Annotated in this window: 19 protein-coding genes; 8 read left to right on the top strand and 11 right to left on the bottom strand. The window is 69.6% G+C overall.

From position 1 onward, the window contains the following. Nucleotides 1-9: 9 nt before the first annotated feature. On the top strand, nucleotides 10-642 hold the full coding sequence (locus tag AC1Q87_RS10260) for a pseudaminic acid biosynthesis-associated methylase (protein WP_492608849.1): 633 nt from the start codon (nucleotides 10-12) through the stop codon (nucleotides 640-642). 136 nt (nucleotides 643-778) lie between these two features. Here AC1Q87_RS10260 and pseI read toward each other — a convergent pair whose 3' ends face one another. From pseI to AC1Q87_RS10225, 7 genes are all read right to left on the bottom strand, one after another. Next, entirely contained in the window at nucleotides 779-1,831 is a 1,053-nt protein-coding gene (gene pseI, locus AC1Q87_RS10255; RefSeq protein WP_492608848.1) for a pseudaminic acid synthase, read from the bottom strand. Beyond that, nucleotides 1,828-2,514 (bottom strand): HAD family hydrolase, encoded by a 687-nt coding sequence (locus tag AC1Q87_RS10250; protein ID WP_492608847.1) that lies wholly within the window; start codon nucleotides 2,512-2,514, stop codon nucleotides 1,828-1,830. Before AC1Q87_RS10250 ends, pseI begins: the two co-directional genes overlap by 4 nt. After that, nucleotides 2,511-3,458, bottom strand: coding sequence for an ATP-grasp domain-containing protein (locus AC1Q87_RS10245; protein WP_492608846.1), 948 nt, complete (start codon nucleotides 3,456-3,458; stop codon nucleotides 2,511-2,513). Before AC1Q87_RS10245 ends, AC1Q87_RS10250 begins: the two co-directional genes overlap by 4 nt. A gap of 18 nt (nucleotides 3,459-3,476) precedes the next feature. Continuing rightward, the gene (locus AC1Q87_RS10240; protein WP_492608845.1) at nucleotides 3,477-4,349 is read right to left on the bottom strand and encodes a class I SAM-dependent methyltransferase; all 873 of its coding nucleotides are present in this window, start codon (nucleotides 4,347-4,349) and stop codon (nucleotides 3,477-3,479) included. 99 nt (nucleotides 4,350-4,448) lie between these two features. Next, nucleotides 4,449-6,683 (bottom strand): TonB-dependent receptor, encoded by a 2,235-nt coding sequence (locus AC1Q87_RS10235; RefSeq protein WP_492608844.1) that lies wholly within the window; start codon nucleotides 6,681-6,683, stop codon nucleotides 4,449-4,451. Nucleotides 6,684-6,821: 138 nt separating this feature from the next. Beyond that, entirely contained in the window at nucleotides 6,822-7,319 is a 498-nt protein-coding gene (locus tag AC1Q87_RS10230) for a DUF2267 domain-containing protein (RefSeq protein ID WP_492608843.1), read from the bottom strand. Between the two features lie 82 nt (nucleotides 7,320-7,401). Next, nucleotides 7,402-9,225, bottom strand: a complete 1,824-nt coding sequence (locus AC1Q87_RS10225; RefSeq protein ID WP_492608842.1) for a flavin-containing monooxygenase — start codon at nucleotides 9,223-9,225, stop codon at nucleotides 7,402-7,404. Between the two features lie 149 nt (nucleotides 9,226-9,374). Between AC1Q87_RS10225 and AC1Q87_RS10220 the strand changes: the two genes are divergently transcribed. From AC1Q87_RS10220 to AC1Q87_RS10195, 6 genes are all read left to right on the top strand, one after another. Continuing rightward, entirely contained in the window at nucleotides 9,375-10,370 is a 996-nt protein-coding gene (locus AC1Q87_RS10220) for a helix-turn-helix transcriptional regulator (protein WP_492608841.1), read from the top strand. A 67-nt stretch (nucleotides 10,371-10,437) separates the two neighbouring features. Further along, nucleotides 10,438-10,899 carry a hypothetical protein gene (locus AC1Q87_RS10215; protein ID WP_492608840.1) on the top strand — a complete coding sequence of 154 codons (462 nt, stop codon included), beginning with the start codon at nucleotides 10,438-10,440 and terminating at the stop codon, nucleotides 10,897-10,899. Between the two features lie 105 nt (nucleotides 10,900-11,004). Then, the gene (locus AC1Q87_RS10210) at nucleotides 11,005-13,164 is read left to right on the top strand and encodes a TonB-dependent receptor (protein ID WP_492608839.1); all 2,160 of its coding nucleotides are present in this window, start codon (nucleotides 11,005-11,007) and stop codon (nucleotides 13,162-13,164) included. Continuing rightward, nucleotides 13,164-14,264 (top strand): PepSY-associated TM helix domain-containing protein, encoded by a 1,101-nt coding sequence (locus AC1Q87_RS10205; protein WP_492608838.1) that lies wholly within the window; start codon nucleotides 13,164-13,166, stop codon nucleotides 14,262-14,264. The genes AC1Q87_RS10210 and AC1Q87_RS10205 overlap by 1 nt, the downstream gene beginning before the upstream one ends. Before the next feature lie 102 nt (nucleotides 14,265-14,366). Further along, a complete protein-coding gene (locus AC1Q87_RS10200) occupies nucleotides 14,367-15,944 on the top strand; it encodes a carboxylesterase/lipase family protein (protein ID WP_492608837.1) in 1,578 nt (525 codons plus the stop codon). 72 nt (nucleotides 15,945-16,016) lie between these two features. Continuing rightward, nucleotides 16,017-17,180: an MFS transporter gene (locus tag AC1Q87_RS10195; RefSeq protein ID WP_492608836.1), complete on the top strand. Its 1,164-nt coding sequence runs from the start codon at nucleotides 16,017-16,019 to the stop codon at nucleotides 17,178-17,180. Between the two features lie 33 nt (nucleotides 17,181-17,213). Here the strand turns inward: AC1Q87_RS10195 and gyrB are convergent, their stop codons facing one another. Next, nucleotides 17,214-19,655 (bottom strand): DNA topoisomerase (ATP-hydrolyzing) subunit B, encoded by a 2,442-nt coding sequence (gene gyrB / locus AC1Q87_RS10190; protein ID WP_492608835.1) that lies wholly within the window; start codon nucleotides 19,653-19,655, stop codon nucleotides 17,214-17,216. Next, entirely contained in the window at nucleotides 19,652-20,794 is a 1,143-nt protein-coding gene (gene recF, locus AC1Q87_RS10185; RefSeq protein WP_492608834.1) for a DNA replication/repair protein RecF, read from the bottom strand. Before recF ends, gyrB begins: the two co-directional genes overlap by 4 nt. 98 nt (nucleotides 20,795-20,892) lie before the next feature. Here recF and AC1Q87_RS10180 point away from each other — a divergent pair, with 98 nt between their 5' ends. Then, nucleotides 20,893-22,467, top strand: coding sequence for a DUF2059 domain-containing protein (locus AC1Q87_RS10180; protein WP_492608833.1), 1,575 nt, complete (start codon nucleotides 20,893-20,895; stop codon nucleotides 22,465-22,467). 9 nt (nucleotides 22,468-22,476) lie between these two features. Here AC1Q87_RS10180 and dnaN read toward each other — a convergent pair whose 3' ends face one another. After that, the gene (gene dnaN / locus AC1Q87_RS10175) at nucleotides 22,477-23,595 is read right to left on the bottom strand and encodes a DNA polymerase III subunit beta (RefSeq protein ID WP_492608832.1); all 1,119 of its coding nucleotides are present in this window, start codon (nucleotides 23,593-23,595) and stop codon (nucleotides 22,477-22,479) included. Between the two features lie 130 nt (nucleotides 23,596-23,725). After that, nucleotides 23,726-24,673: a retroviral-like aspartic protease family protein gene (locus AC1Q87_RS10170; RefSeq protein ID WP_492608831.1), complete on the bottom strand. Its 948-nt coding sequence runs from the start codon at nucleotides 24,671-24,673 to the stop codon at nucleotides 23,726-23,728. Between the last annotated feature and the right edge of the window lie 6 nt (nucleotides 24,674-24,679).

Here is a 24,679-nt window from a genome sequence, read left to right as displayed (position 1 = left end):
GAGCCCCCCATGACCGGCACGCCGGCCGACCCGAAATCCGCCTGGGCGGGAGACTTTGGCGCCGAGTACACGCAGCGCAACGTGGCCTCGGACGAGGCGCTGCGGGCGCGGACCTTCATGTGGGGCCGCTTCGCCCAGGCCTTCGCCGGGGATCCGCCGAAGACCATCCTGGAGGTCGGCTGCAACCTCGGCCTTAATTTGCGGGTCATGCCTCGGCTGCTGGGCGCGGAGCTCTCGGCGATCGAACCCAACGCCACGGCGCGGGCGCGGGTGCTGGCCGACGGCATCCTGCCGGCCGAGCGGCTGTACGAGGGCTTTGGCGACAAGATCCCGCTGGCCGACGGCGCGGTGGAGATGGCGTTCACGACCGGCGTGCTGATCCACGTGGATCCGTCGCGGCTGCCGGCGACCATGGACGAGATCCATCGGGTGTCGTCGAAGTACGTGCTGTGCGCCGAGTACTTCTCGCCGCGGCCCGAGACGCTGAGCTATCGCGGCCACGAGGGCCTGCTGTTCAAGAACGACTTCGGCGGCCTCTACATGGACCGCTTCCCGGACTTGCAGCTGGTCGACTACGGCTTCTTCTGGAAGCGGGCGACGGGTCTGGACGACGCGACCTGGTGGCTGTTCCGGAAGGGCTGAGCCTAGATCCCCCCCTTTTGGGGGAGGTGGCGCGCGGAGCGCGACGGAGGGGGCTGCGGGAGCAGTCAAAGTCCCCCTCAGTCAGCCGGACGGCTGACAGCTCCCCCCAGAGGGGGAGCAATTGGGGTGTCCCGAACTACTCCACCATCGACCAGTCGAGCGGAGCGCCGCGGGGCAGGGCGCGGGACGCCCTGCGGCCGAGAACTTCGGGCAAGTGCTTGGGCGGCAGGCCGAAGCCTGGGCGGATCGAGCGGACGTTGGCCGCGGTGAGCGCTTCGCCGGCGGCGACGTCGGCGACCACGTAGAGCGAGCGGCGGTGGTCGCGGCTGGAGGCCTCGGACGGGGCTTCGTCGTAGCGGACCGCGCCGAGCGCCAGCCAGGCGTCGCGGCATTCGACCACCAGCCGTTCCAGCTCGGCCGGCTCCAGCGAGAAGTCGGAGTCGACCCCGCCCTCGGCGCGGCTGAGGGTGAAGTGCTTTTCGATGAAGCATGCGCCCAGCGCCACCGCCGCCACCGAGGCGGTGACGCCCATGGTGTGGTCGGAGAGGCCGACAGCCACGCCGTGCTGGGCGGCCAGATGCGGCAGGGTCAGCAGGTTCATGTCCGACGGCGGGGTCGGATAGCCGCTGTTGCAGTGGAGCACGATGATCTCGCTGGCCCCGGCGCCGCGGGCGGCGGCGACGGCCTCGGCGATCTCGGCCGGCGAGGCCAGGCCGGTCGACATGATCAGCGGCTTGCCGGTGCGCGCGCAGAGCTCGATCAGCGGAATGTCGATCAGCTCGAAGGAGGCGATCTTGTAGGCCGGGGCGCCGAGGCTCTCGAGCAGCTCGACGGCGGTCGGATCGAACGGCGAGGAGAAGACCGTGATGCCGATCTCGCGGGCGTGGGCGAACAGCCGCGCGTGCCAGTCCCAGGGCGTGTAGGCTTCCTGGTAGAGGTCGTAGAGCCGCCGCCCGTCCCAGAGGCCGCCATGCACCGTGAACCCGGGTCCATCGTGGTCGATGGTGATGGTGTCGGCGGTGTAGGTCTGAAGCTTGACCGCGTCGGCGCCGGCCGCCTTGGCCGCGTCGATCAGGGCCAGTGCGCGCGCGATCTCGCCGTTATGGTTCCCGGACATCTCGGCGACGATGTAGGGCGGATGGCCGGGGCCGATCTTGCGGCCGGCGATGCTGACGAGGGGTTGGCTCACACGCCGTCTCCAGGTTCGAGTCGCGCCAGCACCGGCGCGATCTCCACGAAACTCGGCGCCTCGGCGTCCGGCGGGAAGCCGCCGTCGCCAAGCGCCGCAAACTTGCCGGTCCGCACCCGGACCGAGCGGCAGCCGACCGCGGCAGCGGCGGCCATGTCGTGGTCGGGATTGTCGCCGATCACCACGGCCTGGGCCGGGAAGGCGTCGAGCCGGCGCAGGGCCTCAAGATAGCAGGCCGGATCGGGCTTGGGCGCCTCGTGCTCCCAGCACAGCAGCACCTCGTCGACCAGGTCGGCGACGCCCAGCGCCTCGACCTTGCGCGACTGCATCAGCGCCAGGCCGTCGGTGACGATGGCCAACCGATAGGACTTGGCGAGCGCGGCCAGGGCGCCCGCGACGCCGGGCCAGAGGCTGATCGTCGGGCGGTGGTCGCGGTAGACCCCGACCAGTTCGCCGATCAGCGCCGGACTGGCGGGCAGCCCGGCCTGGGCCAGCACGACGTCGAAGATGCGGCCGCGGCCGTGGGCGTCGAGCTCGGCCTCCATACCGGCGGCGAGGGCGGCGGCGTCGAGCCGCGGGTGGCGCTGGGCCAGCTCTTCGGCCACGGCGCGGAAGCCGGACAGCACGTAGGTCCGCTCGTCGTAGAGCGTGTCGTCGAGATCGATGAGCAGGGCGCTGATCACAAGGCGGCCAGTTCGGCGTCGGTGACGATCCGGTCCTGAGAATAGCGCAGCATGGTCAGGCCGTAGGCGAGGGTCCGCGGCCGGGCGGCCGCTTCGACTTCGCCGCGCGCCATCTGCAGGATGCGCTCGGGCGAGGCCAGGCCCGCCTGGATCGAGAGGTTGGAGGCGCCGCCGAAGCGCGGGTTGATCTCGATGAAGCGGGTCCCGGCCTCGTCGTGGAACGCCTGGACGACGTTGTGGCCGACGAGGCCGAGGGCGGCGCAGAGCTTCAGCGCCTGGTCGGTGAGGGCTGGAAGGTCCTGCGTGCGTGATTTGGTCGCCTCGCCGGCCTGGACCTGCAGCCGCCGGCGGGCGACCGCCTGCAGCGGCGCGCCGTCCAGGCTCATCAGCACGTCGATGGTGAACTCCGGGCCGTTGTCGAAGGCCTGGATCAGCAGATCCTCGCCGGTCGGCAGGTCGGCCGGATCGTCGATCCGCCGGGCGCCGGCGCCGCCGGCCCCGTCCACCGGGCGGACGAAGACCGGGAAGGCGTCGGGCGTCTCGCCCGGCGCATAGGTCCGGGGCGTGGCGAGCCCGAGGTCGGCGCAGGCCTGCGCAAAGCGGCGCTTGTCGCGGCAGACGGCGAGCGCCTCGGCCGCGGGGACCAGCGTCGTCACGCCCGCCGCAGCGAGGCGCGGACGCAGCTGCGCCAGCACCGCCAGCTCGCCGTCGCGGGTCGGCACGACGAGGCCGACGGCATGCCGGGCGCAGGCGTCAAGCAGCGCATCGGCGAACTCCGGCGCGTCGCTGCGCGGCAGGATCAGCGCCTGGTCGGCGGCGAAGAGGGCGGCGTTGTCCGCGGCGATGTCGGCGGCCAGCACCCGGCCGCCTAGCGGCTGGGCGGCGGCCCGGAACGCCTGGACCAGCAGGACCTTGGCGGCGGCGCTGAGGATGAGGACGTTCATCGCCGCTCGCCGGCCCCGCTAGACCGGCCGGGCGTAGGCGGTTTGGTTGCGGCCGACGCCGGCCCGCGCGCAGCCGCGACGGAACTCGATCACCGCTTCCAGCGACCGGTCGCGCCACAGGCCCATCTCGAAGGCCACGCGGGTGAAGTGGCAGTTCCGGCCCTTGCTGCGGTCGCGCATGTAGCCGGTGTCCGGATTGAGCAGGAAGATGTCGATCGGGAACTCGCCCAGATGCTCGACCACCTCCCAGCCGTTGGCGGCCAGGGCGCGCGGCAGGGTGTCGGTGTTGAAGTAGTTGAGGTGGTCGGGGGCAGCGAGCCAGAACTGCGGGTCAGCCAGGCCGCGGCCGACGATCTGCGCCTGCAGCCAGGAGCCGTCGTTCGGCACGGCGACGCGCAGCAGACCGCCCGGCGCGACGATGGCGCGCAGCCGCTGCAGCAGCCCCATCGGGTCGATGACGTGTTCGAGGACGTTGTTGCAGACCACCAGGTCGTAGACTTGGCCCTTGGCGATCTCCTCGTCGAGCAGGGCGAAGGCGTCGCCCAGCATCAGGTGCTCGGCCAGGTGCGGATGGAACTCGCGCACCCCGTCGTCGGTGAAGTCCAGGCCCTTGGCGGACCAGCCGCGCTTGAGGAAGTAGTCGAGGGTGAAGCCTTCGCCGACGCCGACTTCGAGCAGGCGGCCGGGCGCCCTGCCCCAGACCAGCTCGGTCTCGGCCGGCTGCAGCAGCTTGTGTTCGAGCTCCTCGGCCGTGTAGCCGTGAGCGTAGGGCGTGCGTCCGTCGGTCGCGCCGAAGTACTTGTCGCGATAATAGGCCGCGAGCTCGTCCGGCGTCGGACGCGGTTCGATCTCGTAATAGCCCTCGGGCCGTTCAACCAGTTTGAGGCTCAAGGCAACGCTCCCAATTCCAAGGGCCATCTGCCCCTGAGCGTAGTTAAGGCTCCGTCAATCTGGATGCGGCGAGGGGTCGCCCCCTCGCCGTCGCCTGCCCTAGAACCGGGTCTTCAGCTCCACGCCGATGGTGCGCGGGTCGTTCACGAAGCCGGTCAGGTTGTTGAAGTCGATGCCGCCTTCCAGGCTTTCGTCGTCGGTGATGTTACGGCCGAACACCGCCGCGTCCCATTTGCCGTCGGCGGTGACGTAGCCCAGCCGCAGGCCGCCCTCGAGCAGCTCGTCGTCGGTGAACTCGACCGAGCGGTAGAGGAAGAAGTTGATCTTCGAGCGGTAGGCCCAGTCGGTGTAGGCGTAGAATTCGCCGTCGCGGAACGGGATGGCGTAGCGGGCGGTGATGTTGGCGATCCAGCGCGGGGCGTTGGGCAGGCTGTTGCCGTCGACCAGCACCGTGCCCGGCGCGCCGGCCGGGTCGAGCACCGTGCAGGGCGCGCCGCACGGCTGGATGGCCAGGTTCGGATCCTGGATCTCGGTGTGGCTGTAGGACAGGCCCGCGGTCAGCAGCAGGTGCTCGATCGGGTTGGCCTCGCCGTTGAACTCGAAGCCGTAGCCCTCGGCGTGCTCGGCGTTGACCAGGCGGTTGAAGTTGGCGCCGCCGCCGACCGCGGTCAGCTGCATGTCGTCGACCTTGTAGTAGTAGACCGACGCGTCGACCCGGGCGCGGCGGTCGAACAGGTCGGCCTTGAAGCCGGCCTCGTAGGACATCAGCGTCTCGGTGTCGGCGACCGAGATGGTCGAGCCGAACAGCAGGCGGCCCTGGATCGACGGGGCGCGGTAGCCCTTGGCGATACGGGCGTAGACGTTGACGTCGTCGTTCACCGCATAGGTGGCGTTGAGGTTGAAGCTGACGTCGTCGCTTTCCGGATCGGCGGCCAGGATCGGAGTCGGCGGCAGGCCGATCGGCGACAGCGTCTGCTGGGCGATGAACTCCTTCTTGTCGTTGGAGTAGCGGATGCCGCCGCCGATGGTCAGCTGGTCGGTGACTTTGTAGTCGGCGTTGGCGAACAGCGCCCAGGCCTTGGTCTTCTGGTGCTGGTAGGCGAAGCCGTTGCGGGCCCCGTTGGCCAGGGTGTCGAAGTTGATGCTGTCGATCTTCAGGTCTTCGAAGAAGTAGAAGGCGCCGACCGTATAGTTCACCCCGGCGTAGTCGCCGGCCAGACGGACTTCCTGGCTCCACTGGGCGTGGTAGGGCACCCCGTCGGCGCTCTCGGCCGTGAACGGGATCAGGCCGGGTCCCGAGGGCGGCGCGAACACCGCGCCGAAGCCGCCGTCGACGTCGCCGCGCGAGTAGGCGGTCACGTGCTCGTAGGCGGTGATCGAGGTCAGGGTCGGGCCGTCGTCGGCGAAGTCGTAGGTCAGCTTCATGTTGGCGCCCGAGCCTTCCATGGTCTGGCCGGTGCGCGGCTGGGCGTCCTGGTAGATCTTTTCGCGATCAAAGCCGGAGACCAGGTCGTTGGTCCCCCGCTGGATGATGTTGGCGCGGAAGATCTGCGGCGAGCCGTCGAGCTTGGTGTAGTGCAGGTTCAAGAGGGCGCTGAACGCCTCGGTCGGCGTGTAGAGCAGCTGGCCGCGGAAGGCGCTCTGGTCGTAGCCGCCGGTGACGTCGTCCTTGCCGGTGAAGCCGTTGTCGATCCAGTCGTCGCGGTGCATCCAGATGCCCGACAGGCGGCCGGCGAGCACGCCGTCGATGATCGGGCCCGACACCGCGCCTTGCAGATTGACCGTACCGAAGGTGGCGTAGGAGGCCTGGGCGAAGCCGCCGAAGCTCTGGGTCGGCTTGGCGCTGTCGAACTTCAGAACGCCGGCCGGGGTGTTGCGGCCGAACAGCGTGCCCTGCGGCCCGCGCAGGGCCTCGACCTGCTCGATGTCGAACAGCGGGAAGCTCTTCAGCACCGGGTTCTCCATCACCACCTCGTCGTAGACGAAGGAGACGGGCTGCGAGGCGTTGAAGTCGAAGTCGGTGTTGCCGAGTCCGCGGATATAAGGCCGTGGGAAGATCCGCGCGTAGCTCGATTCAAGCGTCACGTTCGGGATGCGGGCCGAGAACACCCGGATGTCGCCGCCGGACGACTGGATGACGTCCAGCTTCTCGGCGGAGATTGCGGTCACCGAGACCGGCACGTCGTTGAGGTTCTCCGAGCGCTTCTGGGCGGTGACGACGACCTCGCCGAGCTCGGTGTCCTGGGCCAGGGCCTGGGCCGGAGCCAGGACCGCCAGGCCCGCGGCGACGACCAGCGCAGCGTGCGCGGCCCGGTTCAAGAAACGCGTACGCATGGTCATGGCTGGGTCCCCCAAGCAGCGATTGTGCTGCGTTTTAGGGGGCTTAGGAGAGTCGCGAAAGCGCAACCCAAGCGTCATCGATACGACACGCCGCGCCTGTGGCGCCGGCGCCTCGCTATCGGGCTGCGGCGCCTAGATGCCGGTCGCCATGGCCGCGGCCGCCTGGGCGGCCTTCTCCGGACGGCGCCGCGGCGGGGTGTCGGCCGGCGCGCTCCACAGCGGGCGCAGCGCCTTGGGCAGGTTGGCGCGCACCTTCTCGACCTGGCCGGGGGCCAGATGGCGCGAGAGCACCCGGCAGACCGCCTCGATCGCGCGGCGCGGATCGACGCTGTGCGCGTCGGTCAGCCAGTCGCCGACGTCGGCGATGAACTCGTCCTGGCTGCTGCAGCGGTTCGGCTGCTTGGCCGGCTGGTACTGGTCGTAATAGACGCCGCGGATCAGCAGCGGCAGCTGCGAGCCTAGGTGGGCCGACAGGTCCACGGGCAGGCGGTCGCGCAGCTTGTGCAGGACCACGCTGAGCACTTTCCAGGCGCCGTGCCGATCGACGTCCAGCTCCTCGGACAGCTCCTTGAGCCAGGCGTTGGTCGTGTGCAGCGTCCTGTCGAAGACGTCCAGACCGTTGACGCTCATGGCGGCCTCCTTCGATGGCGGACGATCAGCCAACCGTCCGCCGCCGAAGCGAGTTCCAGCCCGCGCGCGTTCGTGATCTTCGCTAGAGGGCGCGGGTCTCCAGACCGTCGAGGGCCCCGGCCGCGCGCCAATCTTCGAGCAGCTTCACGAAGGCGATCGGGCCCTTGCCGTAGGAGCCGTTGCGGGCGGCCAGCGCCGAGGGTTGGCCCTCGTTGTTGTAGTAGCCGGGGGTGCACTCCTCGGCGAACTTGGCGCGCTGCAGGGCCGAGTCGACGATCGTCTGCACCCAGGCGTCCTCAGCCGCCTGCGTGGCCTCCACCCGCGCGATGCCGCGCTCGGCGCAGGTCGCCAGGATGTAGCCGATGTGCTTGGCCTGCTCGTTGAGCATGTGCGGGTAGTTCACGGTGAAGCCCGACTGGCTGTTGCTCATGATGAAGCAGTTGGGGAAGTCGCGGCTGTGCATCCCGTGCAGGGTCGAGACCCCGCCGTCCCACTTGCCGGTCAGGGTGACGCCGCCGGCGCCGACCACCTCGTAGCCGGCGCGCCGGGCGTAGGACGTGCCGACCTCGAAGCCGGTGGCGAAGATCAGGCAGTCGAGTTCGTACTCGACGCCGTCCACCACCACGCCCTTCTCGGTGATCTGCTGGACGCCGTGGCCTTGCGTGTCGACCAGGGTGACGTTCGGCCGGTTGAAGGTCGCCAGGTATTCGTCGTGGAAGCAGGGGCGCTTGCAGAACTGGTTGTAGTAGGGCTTCAGCGCCTCGGCGGTGGCGGGATCGCTGATCACCGAGTCCACCCGGCCGCGGATCTGCTCCATCTTCTGGAAGTCGGCCAGTTGCACCAGCTCGCCCGGGTCCTGCACCCCGGCCGCGGCATTCTTGTTGCGCGCGATCATGCCGAGGTTGCGGATGATGTCGGTCCAGCCGTCGTTGACCAGGTCCTCTTCCGCAAAACCGCCGCTGACCAGGATGTTGAAGTTGTCCATCCGCGCCTGCTGCCAGCCCGGCGTCAGGCTCGCGGCCCAGTCGGGATCGGTCGGGCGGTTGTTGCGCACGTCGATCGACGAGGGCGTGCGCTGGAAGACGAAGAGTTCGCCGGCGCCGGCGCCCAGGTGCGGCACGCACTGCACGGCGGTCGCCCCGGTGCCGATGATGCCGACGCGCTTGCCGGCGAGACCCGAGAGGCCGCCGTTGGAGTCGCCGCCGGTGTAGTCGTAGTCCCAGCGGCTGGTGTGGAAGGTGTGGCCCTTGAAGCTGTCGACGCCCGGGATGCCGGGCAGCTTGGGCCGGTGCAGCGGACCGTTGGCCATGACCACGAACCGGGCCTGCATGGCGTCGCCGCGATTGGTGGTGATGGTCCAGCGGCCGGCCGCCTCGTCCCAGGTCATGCCGGTGACTTCGGTCTGCAGGCAGGCGTTGGCATAGAGCTCGTACTTCTGGGCGATCGACCGGCTGTGGGCCAGGATCTCCGGCGCGCGGGTGTACTTCTCGACCGGCATGTAGCCGGTCTCCTCCAGCAGCGGCAGGTAGACGTAGCTTTCGACGTCGCAGGCCGCGCCCGGATAGCGGTTCCAGTACCAGGTGCCGCCGAAGTCGCCGCCCTTCTCGATGACGCGCAGATCCTTGACGCCGGCTTCGCGCAGCCGGGCGGCGGCCAGCAGGCCGCCGAAGCCGCCGCCGATCACCACCACCTCGACCTCGTCGGTCAGCGGCGCGCGGGTGAAGCCCGGTTCGACATAGGGGTCGTCGAGATAGCGGGCGAAGTCGCCCGTGACCTCGACGTACTGCTCGTTGCCGTCGACCCGCAGGCGCTTGTCGCGCTCGGCGCGGTACTTCTCGCGCAGCTTCACCGGGTCGAAGCCCAGTCCCGTGGTCGCCGCGTCCGCGATTTCCGCTGAATCCGCCATCGATACCTCCCGAAACATACCGCTTTATCCAATTTGGGTTCCCCTGGCGGAAGGCAATCGCAAACCGATCCGGGCGAGGTGACAGCCCCCGCCGAAAAGTTGATGTTACGCGCCAGGCAAGGCCGCCCGGACTGGCGGGTAAGGACGACATGTCGGCGCTGACCATCGCTTCGGTCTGGATCAATGCGGTGCTCGACGGCCTGGTCCGCGAGGGACTGGAGCGGGCCGCCCTGACCCATGGACTGCGCGGCGTCGTCGAGGGACGCGTGCCCGACGCCGCCCAGATCGAGGTCAGCCTGGCGCGGCGCATCTGGCGGCGGGCGCGGGCGCTCAGCGACGATCCGCTGCTGGGGCTGAAGGTCGGAGCGCGGCTGCCGGTTCAGGCCGCCAACGTGGTCAGCGTGGTGCGCGCCCACAGCCAGACGTTCGAGGAGTCGCTGCGCCACATGGTGCGCTACCAGGCGCTGCTCAGCGACAGCGGCCGGTTCGTCCCGACCGCGCGGGACGGCGGATTGCGGCTGACCTACGAGCCCAGCAAGGCGGCGGTGGGCATCGACCCTTTGCAGATCGACTCGGTGGTGGCCGCGGCGGGCGGGCGACGGCCGCATCCGGTGCTGGTGCAGCTGGTCGGGCGGGCCGAGGCCGATCCGGCCCCCTTCGCGGCCCTGCTCGGCTGTCCGGTGCGGATGGGCGCGGCGCAGGCGACTATCGACTTCGACGCCGAGGCCCTGGCCGCGCCGATCCCCGGCGCCGACCCGGCATTGCGCGACCTCAACCTGGCCTACGCCGAATCCCTGCTGGCCGGCCGGCGGCGGATGGACGGCCTGTGCCAGAACGTGCGCGCGGCGATCGGCAAGCTGGGGCCGGGCGCGGCCGATGTCGCCAGCGTCGCCGCCGAGGTCGGCTGCTCGCCGCGAACGCTGCAGCGGCGGCTGGCCGAAGCCGGGGCCAGCTTCAAGTCACTGCTCGAAGGCTACCGGATGGAGGAGGCGCTGATCCTGCTGGCCGAATCCCAGGCCAGCATCGCCCAGATCGGCCGGCTGCTCGGCTACTCGCAGACCAGCGCCTTTTCCCGCGCGGTCGCGCACTGGTGGGGCGCCTCGCCGCGCGCCCTGCGGCAAGCTCGCGCCGGACCCTTCCGCTGACGGTTGCGCTACGGAGTGCCCGCACTTCAGGGTTGCCGAACGGTGATCTGCGAGGTCAACTGCCGCCATGGCGTGGTCGGACCGACAGGGCGTGCTGGAGTCGTGGCCGGGGCAGGTCGTCAACCTGGCCGGCCTGATGCTGGTCATCCTCGCCGTCCCGGCGCTCTCGATCTACGAGACCTGGTCCGAGCAGGCGGCCATGCGCCGGGCCTGGAACATCGCCGGTCCGGCTTGCCCGGCGGCCGATCCCTCGCCGACGTTTTTCGGGGCCAAGGGACCGAAGGGTTTCGACTACGGCGGGATCCGCTTCGAACGGCGCTACGGCCATGTCAGCTGCGTGGCGCCGGCAAAGCGCGGGATGGTCGGCGGCGAGGTCTACCGCGTCTGTCAGTTCACCGCCCCCGCGGCGCTGGCGGTGACGAGCGACGGGCGCACGCGCCTCTACAAGCCCGGAGTCGGCCAGCGCGCCACGGTCACGGTCCGCGACGGCCAGGTCAGCTGCGTGCTCGGCGGCTGGTTCTCCGGCTGACCGGCGCCCCCGCCGTCCGAGGGATGCGCGCATAAGTCTGTTGAGAGTAAGTCGCAGTCGCCGCTATAGAGCGCGCCTTAGGTTGTTGAGCGTGTCGGGGACTGCATGACGATTATCGGCGGGGCGCGGATCGCGCGTGGAAGCGTGTTGGCGGCGAGCGCGAGCCTGTTGGCCTTGAGCGTTGCGGGCGCGGCCCAGGCGCAGGACGCCCGGGGCGGGACCACTGACGTGTCCGAACTGGTGATCACCGCAGCCCGCACGACCTTGCCGGCCAGCGCTCTGCCGATGACCGTCGACGTGGTCGACTCCACGACGCTGGCGCAGCAGGTCGCGATCAGCGGCTCGATCGTCGATGCGGTGTCGTCGCTGTCGCCGTCGTTCTCGCCGACGCGTCAGAAACTGTCGGGCAGCGGCGAGACCCTGCGCGGCCGCTCGCCGCTGTTCGCGATCAATGGCATTCCGCAGTCGACCCCGATCCGCGACGGGTCGCGCGACGGCTTCACAATCGACGCCTTCTTCATCGACCACGTCGAGCTGATCTATGGATCGAACGCCCTGCAGGGCATCGGCGCCACCGGCGGGGTGGTCAACCAGGTGACGGTGGGACCGCCGAAGGAAGACGGGCTGTCGGGCCGCGTGCTGGTGCAGGCCAGCACCGATGCGCAGGCGCACGGCGACGGCCTCGGCTGGAAGACGGCAGGGCTGGGCGCCTGGCGCAGCGGCGCTTTCGACGCCACGCTGGGCCTCGCCTACGAGGCGCGCGGCGCCTTCTATGACGGCCGCGGCGACCGCGTCGCCGTCGACAACACCCAGGGCGAAATCCAGGACTCGATCAGCACCTCGATCTTCGGTCGCTTCGGCTGGCAGATCGACGACAGCATGCGCCTGGACCTGATCGCCAACCGCTTCGAGCTGAAGGGCGACGGCGACTATGTGATCGTCGCCGGCGACCGCACGAAGAACCGCGCCGCCACATCGATGCGCGGCACGGCGGAAGGCCGCACCGCCGCCAACAAGGTCGAGACCGTGTCGCTGGCCCTGACCGACGACGACCTGTGGGGCGGCGACCTGAACGCCCAACTGTTCTACAACCGCTCGCGCGACACCTTCGGCGGCGACCGCAGCGCCACGTTCCAGGACGTGCGCATCGCCCCGCTCGGGACGCTGTTCGAGCAATCCTCCAACGAATCCGAAAAGCTCGGCGCCCGCGCCAGCTACGAGCGTGAAGTGCCGTTCGTGCCGGGCCTGAACGCGACGCTCGGCCTCGACACCATGCGCGACGAGACCGCGCAGTCGCTGATCGTCACCAACCGCGTCTGGGTGCCGCCGACGGAGTTCCGCAGCGTCGCGCCGTTCGTGCAGGCCAACCTCGCCCTGTTCGGCGACAAGGTGCACCTGGCCGGGGGCGCCCGCTATGAGTCGGTGACCCTGAAGGTCGGCGACTACACCACCTTGGCGACCTACGGTTCGCGCGCGGTCGGCGGCGGCGAGCCGAGCTTCGACGCCACCTTGGTCAACGGCGGGATCGTCGTGAACCCGATCGCGGGCCTGCGCCTCTACGCCAGCTACGCCGAGGGCTACACCGTGCCCGACGTCGGCCGCATCCTGCGGGCGGTCAACCGCGACGGCGTGGACGTCGACACCTTCCTCGACATCAGCCCGGTGGTTTCCGACAACCAGGAGATCGGCGCCGAGTGGAAGCAGGGTGCGTTCGAGGCCAGCGCCGCCTACTTCTGGTCCAAGTCCAAGGTGGGTCAGCTGCTGGTGCTCAACCCCGCCACCGGCGTCTACGACGTGCAGCGCCAGCGCGTGGAGATCGAGGGCCTGGAGCTGAACCTCACCGCCAGGACCCCGGTGCCCGGCGTCAGCGTCAACGCCGGCTACGCCAAGCTGAAGGGCCGCGCCGACAGCAACGGCGACGGCCGCGTCGACATCGACCTGGACGGCGCCAACATCTCGCCCGACCGCTTCAACTTCGCGCTGATCTACCAGCAGGGGCCGCTGGCGGCGCGGCTGCAGAGCCAGTCGTATCTGGAGCGCAGCTTCGACGGCGCCGATCCGCGCAACAGCTTCGGCGGCTACACGCTGGTCGACGCTTCGGTCCGCTATGAGGCGGGCTTCGGCGACGTGATCTTCAGCGTGCAGAACCTGATGGACGAGTACTATCTGAGCTACGCTTCGGACACGAGCAACCCGACCGACAACCTGCGCAACTTCGCCGGCCGCGGGCGGGTCTTCACCCTGGGTCTGGAGCGCAAGTTCTGATGCCGACCCTGAGGCTGCTGCACCGGTGGGCTGGAGGCCTGATCGGCCTCTTCCTGGCGGTGCTCGGCCTCTCGGGCGCGCTGCTGGTCCACAAGGACGCCTATCTGCGCGCGACGCTGCCGCACGCCGCCGACGCGCAGAACCAGGACGCGGCGGCGCTCGCCGCGACCGTGGAGAAACTCTTCTCGGGGCCGGACGCGCCGCGCTCCATCGTGCTGGCCAGCGAGCGGTTTGGGCTGCACCAGCTGAGCTATGTCGACCGGACGCGCGGCGCCTATGCCGACCAGAGCGGCGAGATCGTCGCGACCTGGACCTCGAAGTGGCAGCGGCCGGAAATCTGGCTGTTCGACCTGCACCATCATCTGCTGGCCGCCGACGTCGGCAAGCTGGCGGCGGGGATCATGGCGCTGGTCGGCCTGGGCTTCGTGATCACCGGGGTGATCCTGTGGTGGCCGGCGCGGCGGCTCTTCGTGTTCCGGCTATGGCCCTCGAACCTGAGCCGCAACGGCGTGGTGCGCCAGCACCGCGACCTGGGCGTCGTCACCGCGCCGCTGCTGTTCGTCTCGATGCTGACCGGGGTGATGATGACCCTGCCGGCGGTCGAGGACGTGCTGCTGGCGCCGTTCTCCAGCCCCGCGGTGATGGCGGCGGCCCAGAAGCCGCCCAAGATCGAGGGCGGCCCGAAGGCGGCCGACATCGACTACGGCGCCCTGTTGGCGACGGCGCGGGCGAAATATCCCGACGCGGAGTTGAGGATCCTCACCCTGCCGACCAAGCCCGGCGGGCTGATTTCGCTGCGGGTGCGCCAGCAGGCCGAATGGCTGCCCAACGGTCGCACCATGTTCTGGTTCGATCCCGCCGACGGGCGGTTGGTCCAGAGCCGCGACGCCCAGACCCAGCCGCTGGGCGTGCGGATCGCCAACGCCGAGTACCCGATCCATGCGGCCAAGGTCGGCGGCCTGGCCTATCGGCTGGTGATGACGGTCTCGGGCCTGACCCTGGCGCTGCTCGGTTCGCTGGCCGTGTGGACCTTCTGGGCCGGGCCGAAGACCCAGAAGCGCAAGCGTCCGAAGCGCGCGGCGCAAGCCAAGGCCGCCTGAAGCATTTTCGATCATCTATGATCATAAATGATCTCGATTTCATCGCGCGGTGCTATAGCATCGCCGTGATCAGCGCCGGGTGGTGGGCGTGGGAGGAAATCGATGACGTCTTGCAATCGCCTGGCGGCGACCCTCGCGGCGGCCCTGCTGCTCGGCGCCTGCGCCCAGCCGGCGATGAGCCAGTCGCCCCCGTCGGGCGGCGCGCCGGTCGAGGCGCAGATCGACAGCGGAACCCTGCGCGGACGCCAGGCCGACGGCGTGAAGGCGTTCAAGGGCGTCCCGTTCGCGGCCCCCCCGGTCGGCGACCTGCGCTGGAAGGCGCCCGCCGCCCCGGCGCCCTGGAGCGGCGTGCGCGAAGCTGATCAATACGGATCGGACTGCATCCAGAACCGGGTGGCCTGGGACAAGACACAGTCCGCGCAGCCGACCAGCGAGGACTGCCTGACCCTGAACGTCTGGGCCCCGGCCGCCGCCAAGCAGGCGCCGGTGATGGTCTGGATCCACGGCGGCGGCTTCGTCATGGGTTCGGGCAGCCAGCCGATCTTCGACGGCGCCAAGCTGGCGGCCCGCGACGTGGTGGTGGTGACCTTCAACTACCGGCTCGGCCGGTTCGGCTTCTTCGCCCATCCGGCCCTGACGCGCGAGGCGGCCGGCGCGGCGACCGGCAACTTCGCGTTCATGGACCAGGTGGCGGCGCTCGAATGGGTGAAGCGCAACATCGCCGCGTTCGGCGGCGACCCGGGCAACGTGACCATCTTCGGCGAGTCGGCCGGCGGCGGTTCGGTCAACCAGCTGATGCTGGCGCAGCCGGCCCGCGGCCTGTTCCACAAGGCGATCGCCCAGTCGGGCGGCGGCCGCGACGTGCTGCCGATGCTGTCGGCCGAGCGGGCCGGCAAGCCGGCGGCCGAGGCGGTCGGTACGGCCTTCGCGACAAAGGCCGGGGTCAAGGGCGAGGACCTCGCGGCGCTGCGCGCACTGAGCGCCGACAAGCTGCGCGGCAAGCTCGACCTGCTGAACCAGGAGGCCGACACCTATTCCGGGCCGATGATCGACGGCGTGCTGGTGACCAGCGACGTCGCCGCGGGCTTTGCTGCCGGCCGTCAGGCCAAGGTCCCCTATCTGGTCGGCGCCAACAGCGACGAGCTAGGCTTCCTGCCGGGCTTCCTGCGCGGGCCGATGGCCGCCAAGACCCTGAAGGAGCTGGGCGCCGGCGACGAGATCCAAGCGGCCTACGGTTCGAAGTCGGCGCTCGACGCTCAGCTGACCAGCGACGTCACCTTCGTCGAGCCGGCGCGCCATCTGGCCGGCCTGCAGGCCGCGAGCGGCGCGCCGACCTGGCTCTACAGCTTCGGCTACGTGCCCGAGTCCAAGCGCAAGTCGCAGAAGGGCGCCGGCCATGCGACCGAGCTGGCCTTCGTGTTCGGCGACCTGGCGGCGGCGGGCGACATCGACGCGACCCCGGCCGACGAGGCCGCCGCGCGGCTGGTCGGCGACTACTGGACCGCCTTCGCCCGCAGCGGCGATCCCAACGGCGGCGGACGCCCGGCCTGGCCGGCCTACGCGCGCGGCTCCGACCTGCGACTGTCGATCGGCGCCGACGGAGCGAGCGCGTCAAAGGCCGGCACGGCTGCGCTCGATGCGCTCGGCGCGCATCAGGACAAGCTCGCCGCCGGACGCTAATGCGACGGGTTCGACGAACGACGCTCGCAAATGTCTGGCGGGCGGTATGCTCGCGCGGCTAAGCTCGGCTGCATGAACCCGCGTATTTTCGTTCTGACCATGGTGACGTTCGCGTTCGGGTCAGGCGCCTTCATCTTCGCCGGCTTGCTGGAGACCCTGGCCGCCGATCTCGGCGTCACCACCGCGGTGGCCGGGCAGCTGCAGACCGTGTTCGTGCTGACCTCGGCGGTGCTCGGGCCGGTCGCGGCCTGGCTGTTCGCGCGGGTCGACCGCAAGATCATGGTGATCGTCGGCCTGACCTTCGGCCTGCTGCTGCACATCGCCTGCGCCCTGACGCCGAACTTCGAGACGCTGATGGTGCTGCGCGCGCTGGCCGGCCTGGCGGGGGCGATGTCGGGTCCGGCCGCCAGCGTCGCGGCCGCCTCGCTGGCCCCGCCCGACCGACGCGGTTCGGCGCTGGCCATGGTCTCGGGCGGCATGACGCTGGCCTTCGTGGTCGGCATCCCGATCGGCAGCGTGGTCGGCGACATGTTCGGCTGGCGGGCGACCTTCCTGACCGCGGCGACCCTGTCGGCCATCGCCCTGGCCGGCGTGCTGCTGTTCCTGCCCAAGGTGCCGGCGCCGCCCAAGCGGGCCGGCGGCAGCCTCGACCTGCCGGCGATCTGGCCGCTCTACCTGACCACCTTCCTGGCCTTCGCGGCCAACATGACCCTGAACCTCTACATCGCCCCGATCGTGCGGGTGGGGGCGGGCGTCACCGGCGCCGGGGTCGCGGCCTTCCAGTCGATGATCGGGTTCGGCTCCATTGTCGGCCTCTGGCTGGGCGCGCGCGCCGCCAATCGCGATCTCGGCCGCAGCTGGATCCTCATCGGCTTTGCGATCCAGGCGACGGCGATGAGCATCCACTTCGCCGCCACCCACCAGGTCGCGCCGGCCGGCTGGCCCAGCGCCGCGCTGGTCGCCCTGGGCATCTTCGTGGCCGCCACGGCGCTGTTCTCGATCACCCCGGTGATCCAGGCGCGGCTGATCTCGATGACCGAGGGCGCGCCGGTGGCGCTGGCCCTGAACGGCTCGGTGATCTCGGTCGGGCAGGCGCTGGGCTCGACCATGGGCGGCTTGGCGCTGGCGACCTACGGCGTGCCGGCGATCCCGGCGGCGGCGCTCGGCATGTCGCTGGCGGCGCTGATGACGCTGGCCTTCGTGTTCCCCCGGCCCAAGCCGGTGGCGGCGGAGTAGCCCCGCCGCCCGACGTCGCACCCGGCGAAGTCGTTAGACGTCGACTTCGGCGTCCAGGGCGTTTTCCTGGATGAACTCGCGGCGCGGCTCGACCAGATCGCCCATCAGGCGGGTGAACATGTCGTCGGCGTCGTCGGCGTGGGTCACCTTGACCTGCAGCAGGGTGCGGGCGTCGGCGTCGAGCGTCGTCTCCCACAGCTGGTCGGGGTTCATTTCGCCCAGGCCCTTGTAGCGCTGGATCGACAGGCCCCGGCGGCCGGCCTCCATCACCGCGTTGAACAGGTCCAGCGGACCGCGGACGGTCGCGGTCTTGTCCTTGCGGGTGAAGGTGGCGACGCCGTCGAACGTCTCGACCATGGCGGCGGCGCGCTCCGAAAGGCGGCGCGCGTCGGCGGCGTGCAGCAGCAGGTCGTCCAGCACGATGCGCTCGGACACCCCGCGCTTGGTGCGCGAGAAGGCGAAGCCGCCGGTGGCGGCCTTCTCGCCGATCCAGGTCCCGTCGCCTTCCTCGGCGTAGAGGTCCATCCGCTTGGCGGCCTTGGCCAGGTCGCCGCCGTTCTCGGCCAGCAGGCCGGCGATCGCCGCCTGTTCGATGGCGAAGGCGGGCGCGCGGGCCGACAGGCGCTCGATGTTGGCCTTCGCCCCGCGGGCGCTCTGCACCAGGGCCAGCAGGTCGGCCCCGACCAGGCGCTCGCCCGTCGAAAGATCGAGCGCCGCGCCCTCGACGCCTTCGTCGATCAGGTAGTTCTCAAGCTCGGCGTCGTCCTTCAGGTAGCGCGACTGCCGGCTCTTGGTCGCCTTATAGAGCGGCGGCTGGGCGATATAGAGATAGCCGCGCTCGATCACCTCCGGCATCTGCCGGTAGAAGAAGGTCAGCAGCAGGGTCCGGATGTGGGCGCCGTCGACGTCGGCGTCCGTCATGATGACGATCTTGTGGTAGCGCAGCTTGTCGATGTTGAAGTCGTCGCGGCCGATGCCGGCGCCCAGGGCCGTGATCAGCGTGCCGATCTGGTCGGACGACAGCATCTTGTCGAAGCGGGCGCGCTCGACGTTCAGGATCTTGCCGCGCAGCGGCAGGATCGCCTGGTTCTCGCGGTTGCGGGCCTGCTTGGCCGAGCCGCCGGCGGAGTCGCCCTCGACCAGGAAGACTTCCGATTTGGCCGGGTCCTTCTCCGAGCAGTCGGCGAGCTTGCCGGGCAGCGAGGTGATGTCGAGCGCCGACTTGCGACGGGTCAGTTCGCGGGCCTTGCGGGCCGCCTCGCGGGCGGCGGCGGCTTCGGCGATCTTCTGGACGATCAGCTTGCCCTCGTTGGGATGCTCCTCGAACCAGGTGCTGACGCCTTCCGACACCAGGCTTTCCACCGCAGGGCGCACTTCCGACGAGACCAGCTTGTCCTTGGTCTGCGACGAGAACTTTGGGTCCGGGACCTTGACCGACAGCACGCAGGTCAGGCCTTCGCGGGCGTCCTCGCCCGACAGCGAGACCTTCTCGCGCTTGGTCGCGCCCGAGCTCTCGGCGTAGCTGGTGATGATGCGGGTCATCGCCGAGCGGAACGCCGCCAGGTGGGTGCCGCCGTCCTTCTGCGGGATGTTGTTCGTGAAGCAGAGGACGTTCTCGTGGTATCCGTCGTTCCACCACAGGGCCAGGTCGAGCTCGACGTTGTCCTTCTTGCCACGCACCACGATCGGGGTCTTCACCAGCGGGGTCTTGGCCTTGTCGAGGTGGCGCACGAAGGCTTCGATGCCGCCCTCGTAGGACATCACTTCCTCGAACGGCTCGGCCTCGCGGAAGTCCTTCAGCCAGATGGTCACGCCCGAGTTCAGGAACGCCAGTTCGCGCAGGCGGTGTTCGAGCGTCTTGCGGTCGAAATCGATGAACGCGAAGGTTTCGGTCGAGGGCAGGAAGGTGACCTCGGTGCCCGACAGCGGCTCGCCGTTCTCGCGCGGGGGCGCGTCGCCGGTGACCACCAGCGGCGAGACCGCGTCGCCGCGCCGGAACTCCATCTCGTAGGCCTTGCCGCCGCGATAGATCTTCAGGCGCAGCCAATCGGACAGGGCGTTGACCACCGAGACGCCGACGCCGTGCAGGCCGCCGGAGACCTTGTAGGAGTTCTGGTCGAACTTACCGCCGGCGTGCAGCTGGGTCATGATGACCTCGGCCGCCGAGACGCCTTCGCCTTCGTGGATGTCGGTCGGGATGCCGCGACCGTCGTCGGTGACCGTGCAGGAGCCGTCGGCGTTCAGGATCACCTCGACGCGGCTGGCGTAGCCGGCCAGGGTCTCGTCGATGGCGTTGTCGACCACCTCGTAGACCATGTGGTGCAGGCCCGAGCCGTCGTCGGTGTCGCCGATGTACATGCCGGGGCGCTTGCGCACCGCGTCCAGGCCCTTCAGGACCTTGATGGACTCCGCGCCGTACTCGGCCTGGCCGTTGGTCTCTGGGCCGTTGGATTCGCCTTGGGTTTCGTCGGTCATACCGTATCCAGAATCGCCAGGTTCGAGCCGTCCACATGGACGCCCTGGGCCCGGCCCTTCAAATCCTCGAAGAGATGCTCATCGGTTCCCGTCAGGAACGCCTGCAGCTTGAGCGCCTCGATTTCGTCGAAGAGCGCGGCCCGTCGGCGACGGTCCAGATGCGCTGCGACTTCATCCAGCAACAATATAGGGTTTGGGGCCGATTCTGCACGCGAAAGACGCGCCGCCTGGCCCAAAACCAGGTTCAGAATCAGGGCTTTCTGCTCACCGGTCGAGCATTCTGCCGCGGGACGGTCTTTTTCGGCGTGGATCACGGCCAGATCGCCGCGGTGCGGGCCGGTCAGGGCCCGCCCGGCGGCGGCGTCGCGGTCTCGCGCCGCGGCCAGGGCGCGGATCAGCCGCGCTTCGATTTCCTCCAGTTCGACGCCTTCGCCGGCCATCCGCTCCCAGTCGCCGGTGAGCGACAGCCGGGCCTGCGGGAAGGGGCGGTCGCCACGGCTGTCGATCTCCGTCTGCAGCGCCGCGAGCGTGCGGGCGCGGGCCTGCGCCATCAGAGCGCCGGCCTCGGCCATCCGGGCCTCGAGCGCGGTCATCCAGGCGGCGTCGGCGGGACCGTCGGTCAACAGCCGCATCCGTTCGCGCTGCGACTTCTCGTAGGCGCTGGCGTGGGCGGCGTGGCCCGGCTCGGCGGCGAACACCAGCCGGTCGAAGAAGCGGCGGCGATCGCCGGCGCCCTCCAGGAACAGGCGGTCCTGAGCCGGCGTCAGCCAGACCTGGCGCTGGTGGTCGGAGAGGCGGCCGGGCGGGACGGGCTCGCCCTCCAGCCGCACGGTGCGGCGCGCGGCGCCGGAGCTCTCGACGCCGGTGCCGATGCGCGCGGGCTCGCCGTCCTGCTCGATGACGGCGGCCACCGCCCACGCGCGGCCCTGGGCCTCGCCGGGCTGGCGGCGGCCAAGCTCCGCGCCGGTCGCATTGCGCAGGCCGCGGCCGGGGGTGAACAGGCTGACCGCCTCCAGGAAGTTGGTCTTGCCGGCCCCGTTCGGCCCGACCAGGAACACCGGCCGCCCGTCGAGGGCGAGCTCGGCCCGCTCGTAGGAGCGGAAGTCGGTCAGGGTCAGGCGGGTGAAGGCGGTGGTCACCGCCGCGTCATAGCGGGTTTCGCGCGCCGGGGCGAAGGCTTGAGGCGCCCCCGGATTCGGCTAGAGTACAGCCGGGGGTTGCGATGAGCTTAAAGCACTTGATCCGCATCGGCGCTGTGGCGCTCGCGGCGTCAGCTGTCGGGGCTGCGGCGTACGCCAAACCTCGACCATCAGTGGTGACCGAGCCGGATTGGCTGGAACGGCCCAACGGCGACGATGTATCCGCGCTCTTTCCGCCGATCGCCCTTGAGTTCAACATTTCGGGGCGAGTAGCGCTGGTCTGCGCGGTCGATACCTACGGCGCGCTCGAGGATTGCGCGGCTGAGGAGGAGAGCCCCAAAGGGCTTGGTTTCGGATCGGCCGCCGTCGCGCTTGCGCCGAAATTCCGGATGACGCCGAAGCTGATCGACGGCCGTCCGGTGGTTGGCGGATCTGTCCGCATTCCCATAAACTTCAATGCTCCGAGGATCGAAGAAGTCTCGGCTCCGCCGGGCCCGCTGTCGGCCGCCGCGGTAGATCGGGCGCGGACCCTCACCGCGCTGCTCTGGAAGGGAAACCCCACGGCTATCCGCATGTGGCAGGACCAACTGGATGTCACCGGCATTGATGTCGATGACGCGACCCAAGCTGCGGCCAAGAAGGCTCTGGCCGATGCTGCTCCGGCCTTCGAAGGCTATATGCTGGCCAACCTGCCAGCGTACTACGCGGCCGAACTCCAAGCTGACGAGATCGAAGCGATCATCGCGTTCTTCCAATCGCCCGCCGGTAGAAAAGTCATGGAGCTGGTCACCGTCGAGGCCGACGAGAAACGTAAGCAGGAGGCGCAGAACCTCCGTAGTCTGGCGTCTCAGCAGGCTCGAGACGACTTCTGCCTCGATCATCCGTGTAGCCCGTACCCGGACTCCAAGACCCTGCGCCGGGCCGAGGAGACCTGGCAGCCGGACATCATCGATCCGGACATGGCGGAAGCGGCCAGCGACGAGCAGATTTGGGCTGCGTTTCCGCCCGTTCCCAAGTGGCTCAGGATCCCGGGTTGGAGCACGCTGATGTGCAAGGTCGGCGCTCTTGGGCTGCTGGAGGAGTGCGCCGTGGCCATCGAGCAGCCCGCAGGCCTCGGCTTTGGGGCGGCGGCGCTTTCACTAGCGCCTCGGTACCGGGTGGCGCCTGCCGTCATGGCCTATGGCGCGCACCGAAGCAGCGTCGCAGTGCCGATCACGTTCGAGATTCAGGCGCGGGCGGCGACGGATCCCGTGCCGGCGCCTGAGACCCCCGCCATGGCCGTGGCCCGGCGCCTGGTCGCGCTGGACGCCCAGATGTGGCCGACCTTCGACGCCGATGCGACAGATCTCCTGGCCGTCGACGACGCGGGCCTGGGACCGGGGGTCAAGGGCGACGCCATCGTCGCCTTGCGCCGCGGCCGAGAGACCTGGCGGCGGCACCCCTTTGAGCTCGAGGCCGCCACCTACACCGATCGATACACCGAAGCCGAGCTGCGCCAGCTCCTGGCCTTCCGGGAGAGCCCGGCAGGCCGGAAGTGGAACCGAGCAGACACCTACGAAAAGCTCGCTCCGGTGTTCGCCGGTGCAGCGGTCGCTGCGCAGAAGCAGGCTCGCGCGCAGTTTTGCAGTTCGCGCGACTGCGAGAGGCAGCCGGCGCCGGGCGCCGGCCGCTAAGGCTGCGGGTCAGACCCGCAGCGGCATCAGCACGTACTGGACGTCGGCGTCGATCGGATCGATCACCAGGGCCGGATCGTTAGGACCGCCGAAGCGGAACTCGGCGATCTCGCCGGCGATCTGGTCGGTGACGTCGAGCAGGTAGCGGGCGTTGAACGACAGCTCGAAGGCCTCGCCGCCGTAATCGACTTCCAGCTCCTCGACGGCCTGACCGGCTTCCATGTTGCGGACCGTCAGGATGATCTTGCCCGGCTCGATGGCCATACGCACCGAGCGGCTCTTCTCGGCCGAGATGGTCGCGACGCGGTCGACCGCCTTGGCGAACAGCTTGTTGTCGACCAGCATGATGCGGTCGTTGCCTTGCGGGATCACGCGGCTGTAGTCGGGGAACGAGCCGTCGATGACCTTGGAGGTCAGGGCCGCGCCGTTGAAGTCCAGCCGGATCTTCTGCGGGCTGACCTGCAGGTCTACGTTCTCGCCGGCGTCCTCAAGCAGGCGGCGGGCCTCGCCGATGGTCTTGCGCGGGACGATGACGCCGGGGGTTCCGGCCGAACCCTCGGGGGCCGGCATCTCGGCCAGGGCCAGACGGTGCCCGTCGGTGGCCACGGCGCGCAGCTTCTGGACGCCGTTGTCGACCACTGTGTGGAGGTAGAGGCCGTTCAGGTAATAGCGGGTCTCTTCGGTCGAGATCGCGAACCGGGTCTTGTCGATCAGCCGGATCAGGTCGCCGACATCGACGCCGATACGGCTGGAGAGGCCGTCCGAGGACATCACCGGGAAGTCGCCGGCCGGCAGCACCGGCAGGTTGAACCGCGAGCGCCCCGCGGCCACGGTCAGGCGCGGATCCTCGCCGGTGAACGACAGCGAGACGTCGGCGCCCTCAGGCAGCTTGCGGACGATCTCGTAGAGGGTGTGGGCCGGGGCGGTGATCTGGCCCGGCTGATCGACCTGGGCCAAGGCCTCGTCGATGATCTCCATGTCGAGGTCGGTCGCCGAGAAGGTCAGGCGATCGCGTTCCGCCGAGAGGAGGACGTTCGAAAGGATCGGGATGGTGTTCCGGCGCTCGACCGCGCTCTGCACATGCCCCAGCGCCTTCATGAGCGCCGCCCGTTCAATCGTAAGCTTCATTTTCCGGTCCGAATCTCTCCAAGCGCCGACGCAGGCCGCGCCGCCGCCCCCTGTGCTGGAGGGACCTGCGACATTAGCCGAAATGCGGCCGGGTTAAAGGGGGGCAACCATTCTGAACGGGGGAAACCGTTCAGGCGTTGGCGATATCGAAGCGCACGGCCGAGCGGCCGAAGTCGACGGAGACGGTCTCGAACTGTGTCAGGAGGTCGATGCCGATCATGATCGTCGGGGTCTCGTGCAGGTCCCAGAGCTTGAAGATCGGCATGTCCGAGAACACCACCGGCACGTTGCCCAGGTTGAGTCCGCCGAGGCGGATGAAGGGCAGGTAGAGCTGCTCGCCGCTGAACCGCTCGCCGGCGATGGAGATCAGCCCGACGTGGCTGGCGCGCTGGGCGGCCCCGGGGTCCAGCCGCATGATCAGCCGCCGCAGCGCGGCGTTGCCGAGCGAGAACTGCGAGCCGGAATCGATCATCGCGCTGATCGAGCGGCCGCTGATGTCGGCGTCGACGATGGTCAGCTGGCCCGACTTGCGGCGGGCCGGCACCACGACCTTTCCGCGGACGGTGTCCTCGTGCCGCGACTTGGTGATTTCCAAGGTGTTGCCGGCGAATCCCATGACCAGCCGCTGGCCCTTCAGCCAGTCGATCCCGAGCACGCCGTCGATGTCGAAGGACGACATCGGCAGCACCGGCGACTGGACTTTCTTGCGCACGCGCGTGCCGATTTCGAGCCGGTCGAGCACGACGCTGGGGCGGCCGCGGCGACCGACGATGGTGTGGACCTGCAGCTCGCGGCCGGCGGGCAAGGCGAGCTTCTCGGCCAGCTCGGCCGACACGCAGGAGACGTTGGCGCCGGTGTCGACCATGAAGCGATAGGGGCCCAGGCCGTTGATCGTCACCGGGGCGGTGATGTGCTCGAAGAGCTGCCGGGTGATGGCGATCGTGGTCGGCGTATCGTCAGGTTCTGCGGCTGGGATTTCAGGAACCTGCCCGAAGGCGCGGGGCGCGGAAAACAGCAAGCCGCCGGCGGCGGCGAGCTTGCCGAGCGCGAGGCGGCGAGTCTGTGACCCGACCAGCACGTTATG

It is taken from the genome of Phenylobacterium sp. GW823-FHT02A09 (assembly GCF_058797775.1).
The sequence above is the reverse complement of the archived record's forward strand: the minus strand, read 5'-3'. Positions and strand labels throughout refer to the sequence as shown.

Excerpts from the sequence above, each read along its gene's own strand:
- AC1Q87_RS10260 (WP_492608849.1), top strand. The coding sequence starts at position 10 with ATGACCGGCACGCCGGCCGACCCGAAATCCGCCTGGGCGGGAGACTTT.
- AC1Q87_RS10245 (WP_492608846.1), bottom strand. The coding sequence starts at position 3,458 with ATGAACGTCCTCATCCTCAGCGCCGCCGCCAAGGTCCTGCTGGTCCAG.
- AC1Q87_RS10235 (WP_492608844.1), bottom strand. The coding sequence starts at position 6,683 with ATGCGTACGCGTTTCTTGAACCGGGCCGCGCACGCTGCGCTGGTCGTC.
- AC1Q87_RS10230 (WP_492608843.1), bottom strand. The coding sequence starts at position 7,319 with ATGAGCGTCAACGGTCTGGACGTCTTCGACAGGACGCTGCACACGACC.
- AC1Q87_RS10225 (WP_492608842.1), bottom strand. The coding sequence starts at position 9,225 with ATGGCGGATTCAGCGGAAATCGCGGACGCGGCGACCACGGGACTGGGC.
- AC1Q87_RS10220 (WP_492608841.1), top strand. The coding sequence starts at position 9,375 with ATGTCGGCGCTGACCATCGCTTCGGTCTGGATCAATGCGGTGCTCGAC.
- AC1Q87_RS10215 (WP_492608840.1), top strand. The coding sequence starts at position 10,438 with ATGGCGTGGTCGGACCGACAGGGCGTGCTGGAGTCGTGGCCGGGGCAG.
- AC1Q87_RS10210 (WP_492608839.1), top strand. The coding sequence starts at position 11,005 with ATGACGATTATCGGCGGGGCGCGGATCGCGCGTGGAAGCGTGTTGGCG.
- AC1Q87_RS10205 (WP_492608838.1), top strand. The coding sequence starts at position 13,164 with ATGCCGACCCTGAGGCTGCTGCACCGGTGGGCTGGAGGCCTGATCGGC.
- AC1Q87_RS10200 (WP_492608837.1), top strand. The coding sequence starts at position 14,367 with ATGACGTCTTGCAATCGCCTGGCGGCGACCCTCGCGGCGGCCCTGCTG.
- AC1Q87_RS10195 (WP_492608836.1), top strand. The coding sequence starts at position 16,017 with ATGAACCCGCGTATTTTCGTTCTGACCATGGTGACGTTCGCGTTCGGG.
- gyrB (WP_492608835.1), bottom strand. The coding sequence starts at position 19,655 with ATGACCGACGAAACCCAAGGCGAATCCAACGGCCCAGAGACCAACGGC.
- dnaN (WP_492608832.1), bottom strand. The coding sequence starts at position 23,595 with ATGAAGCTTACGATTGAACGGGCGGCGCTCATGAAGGCGCTGGGGCAT.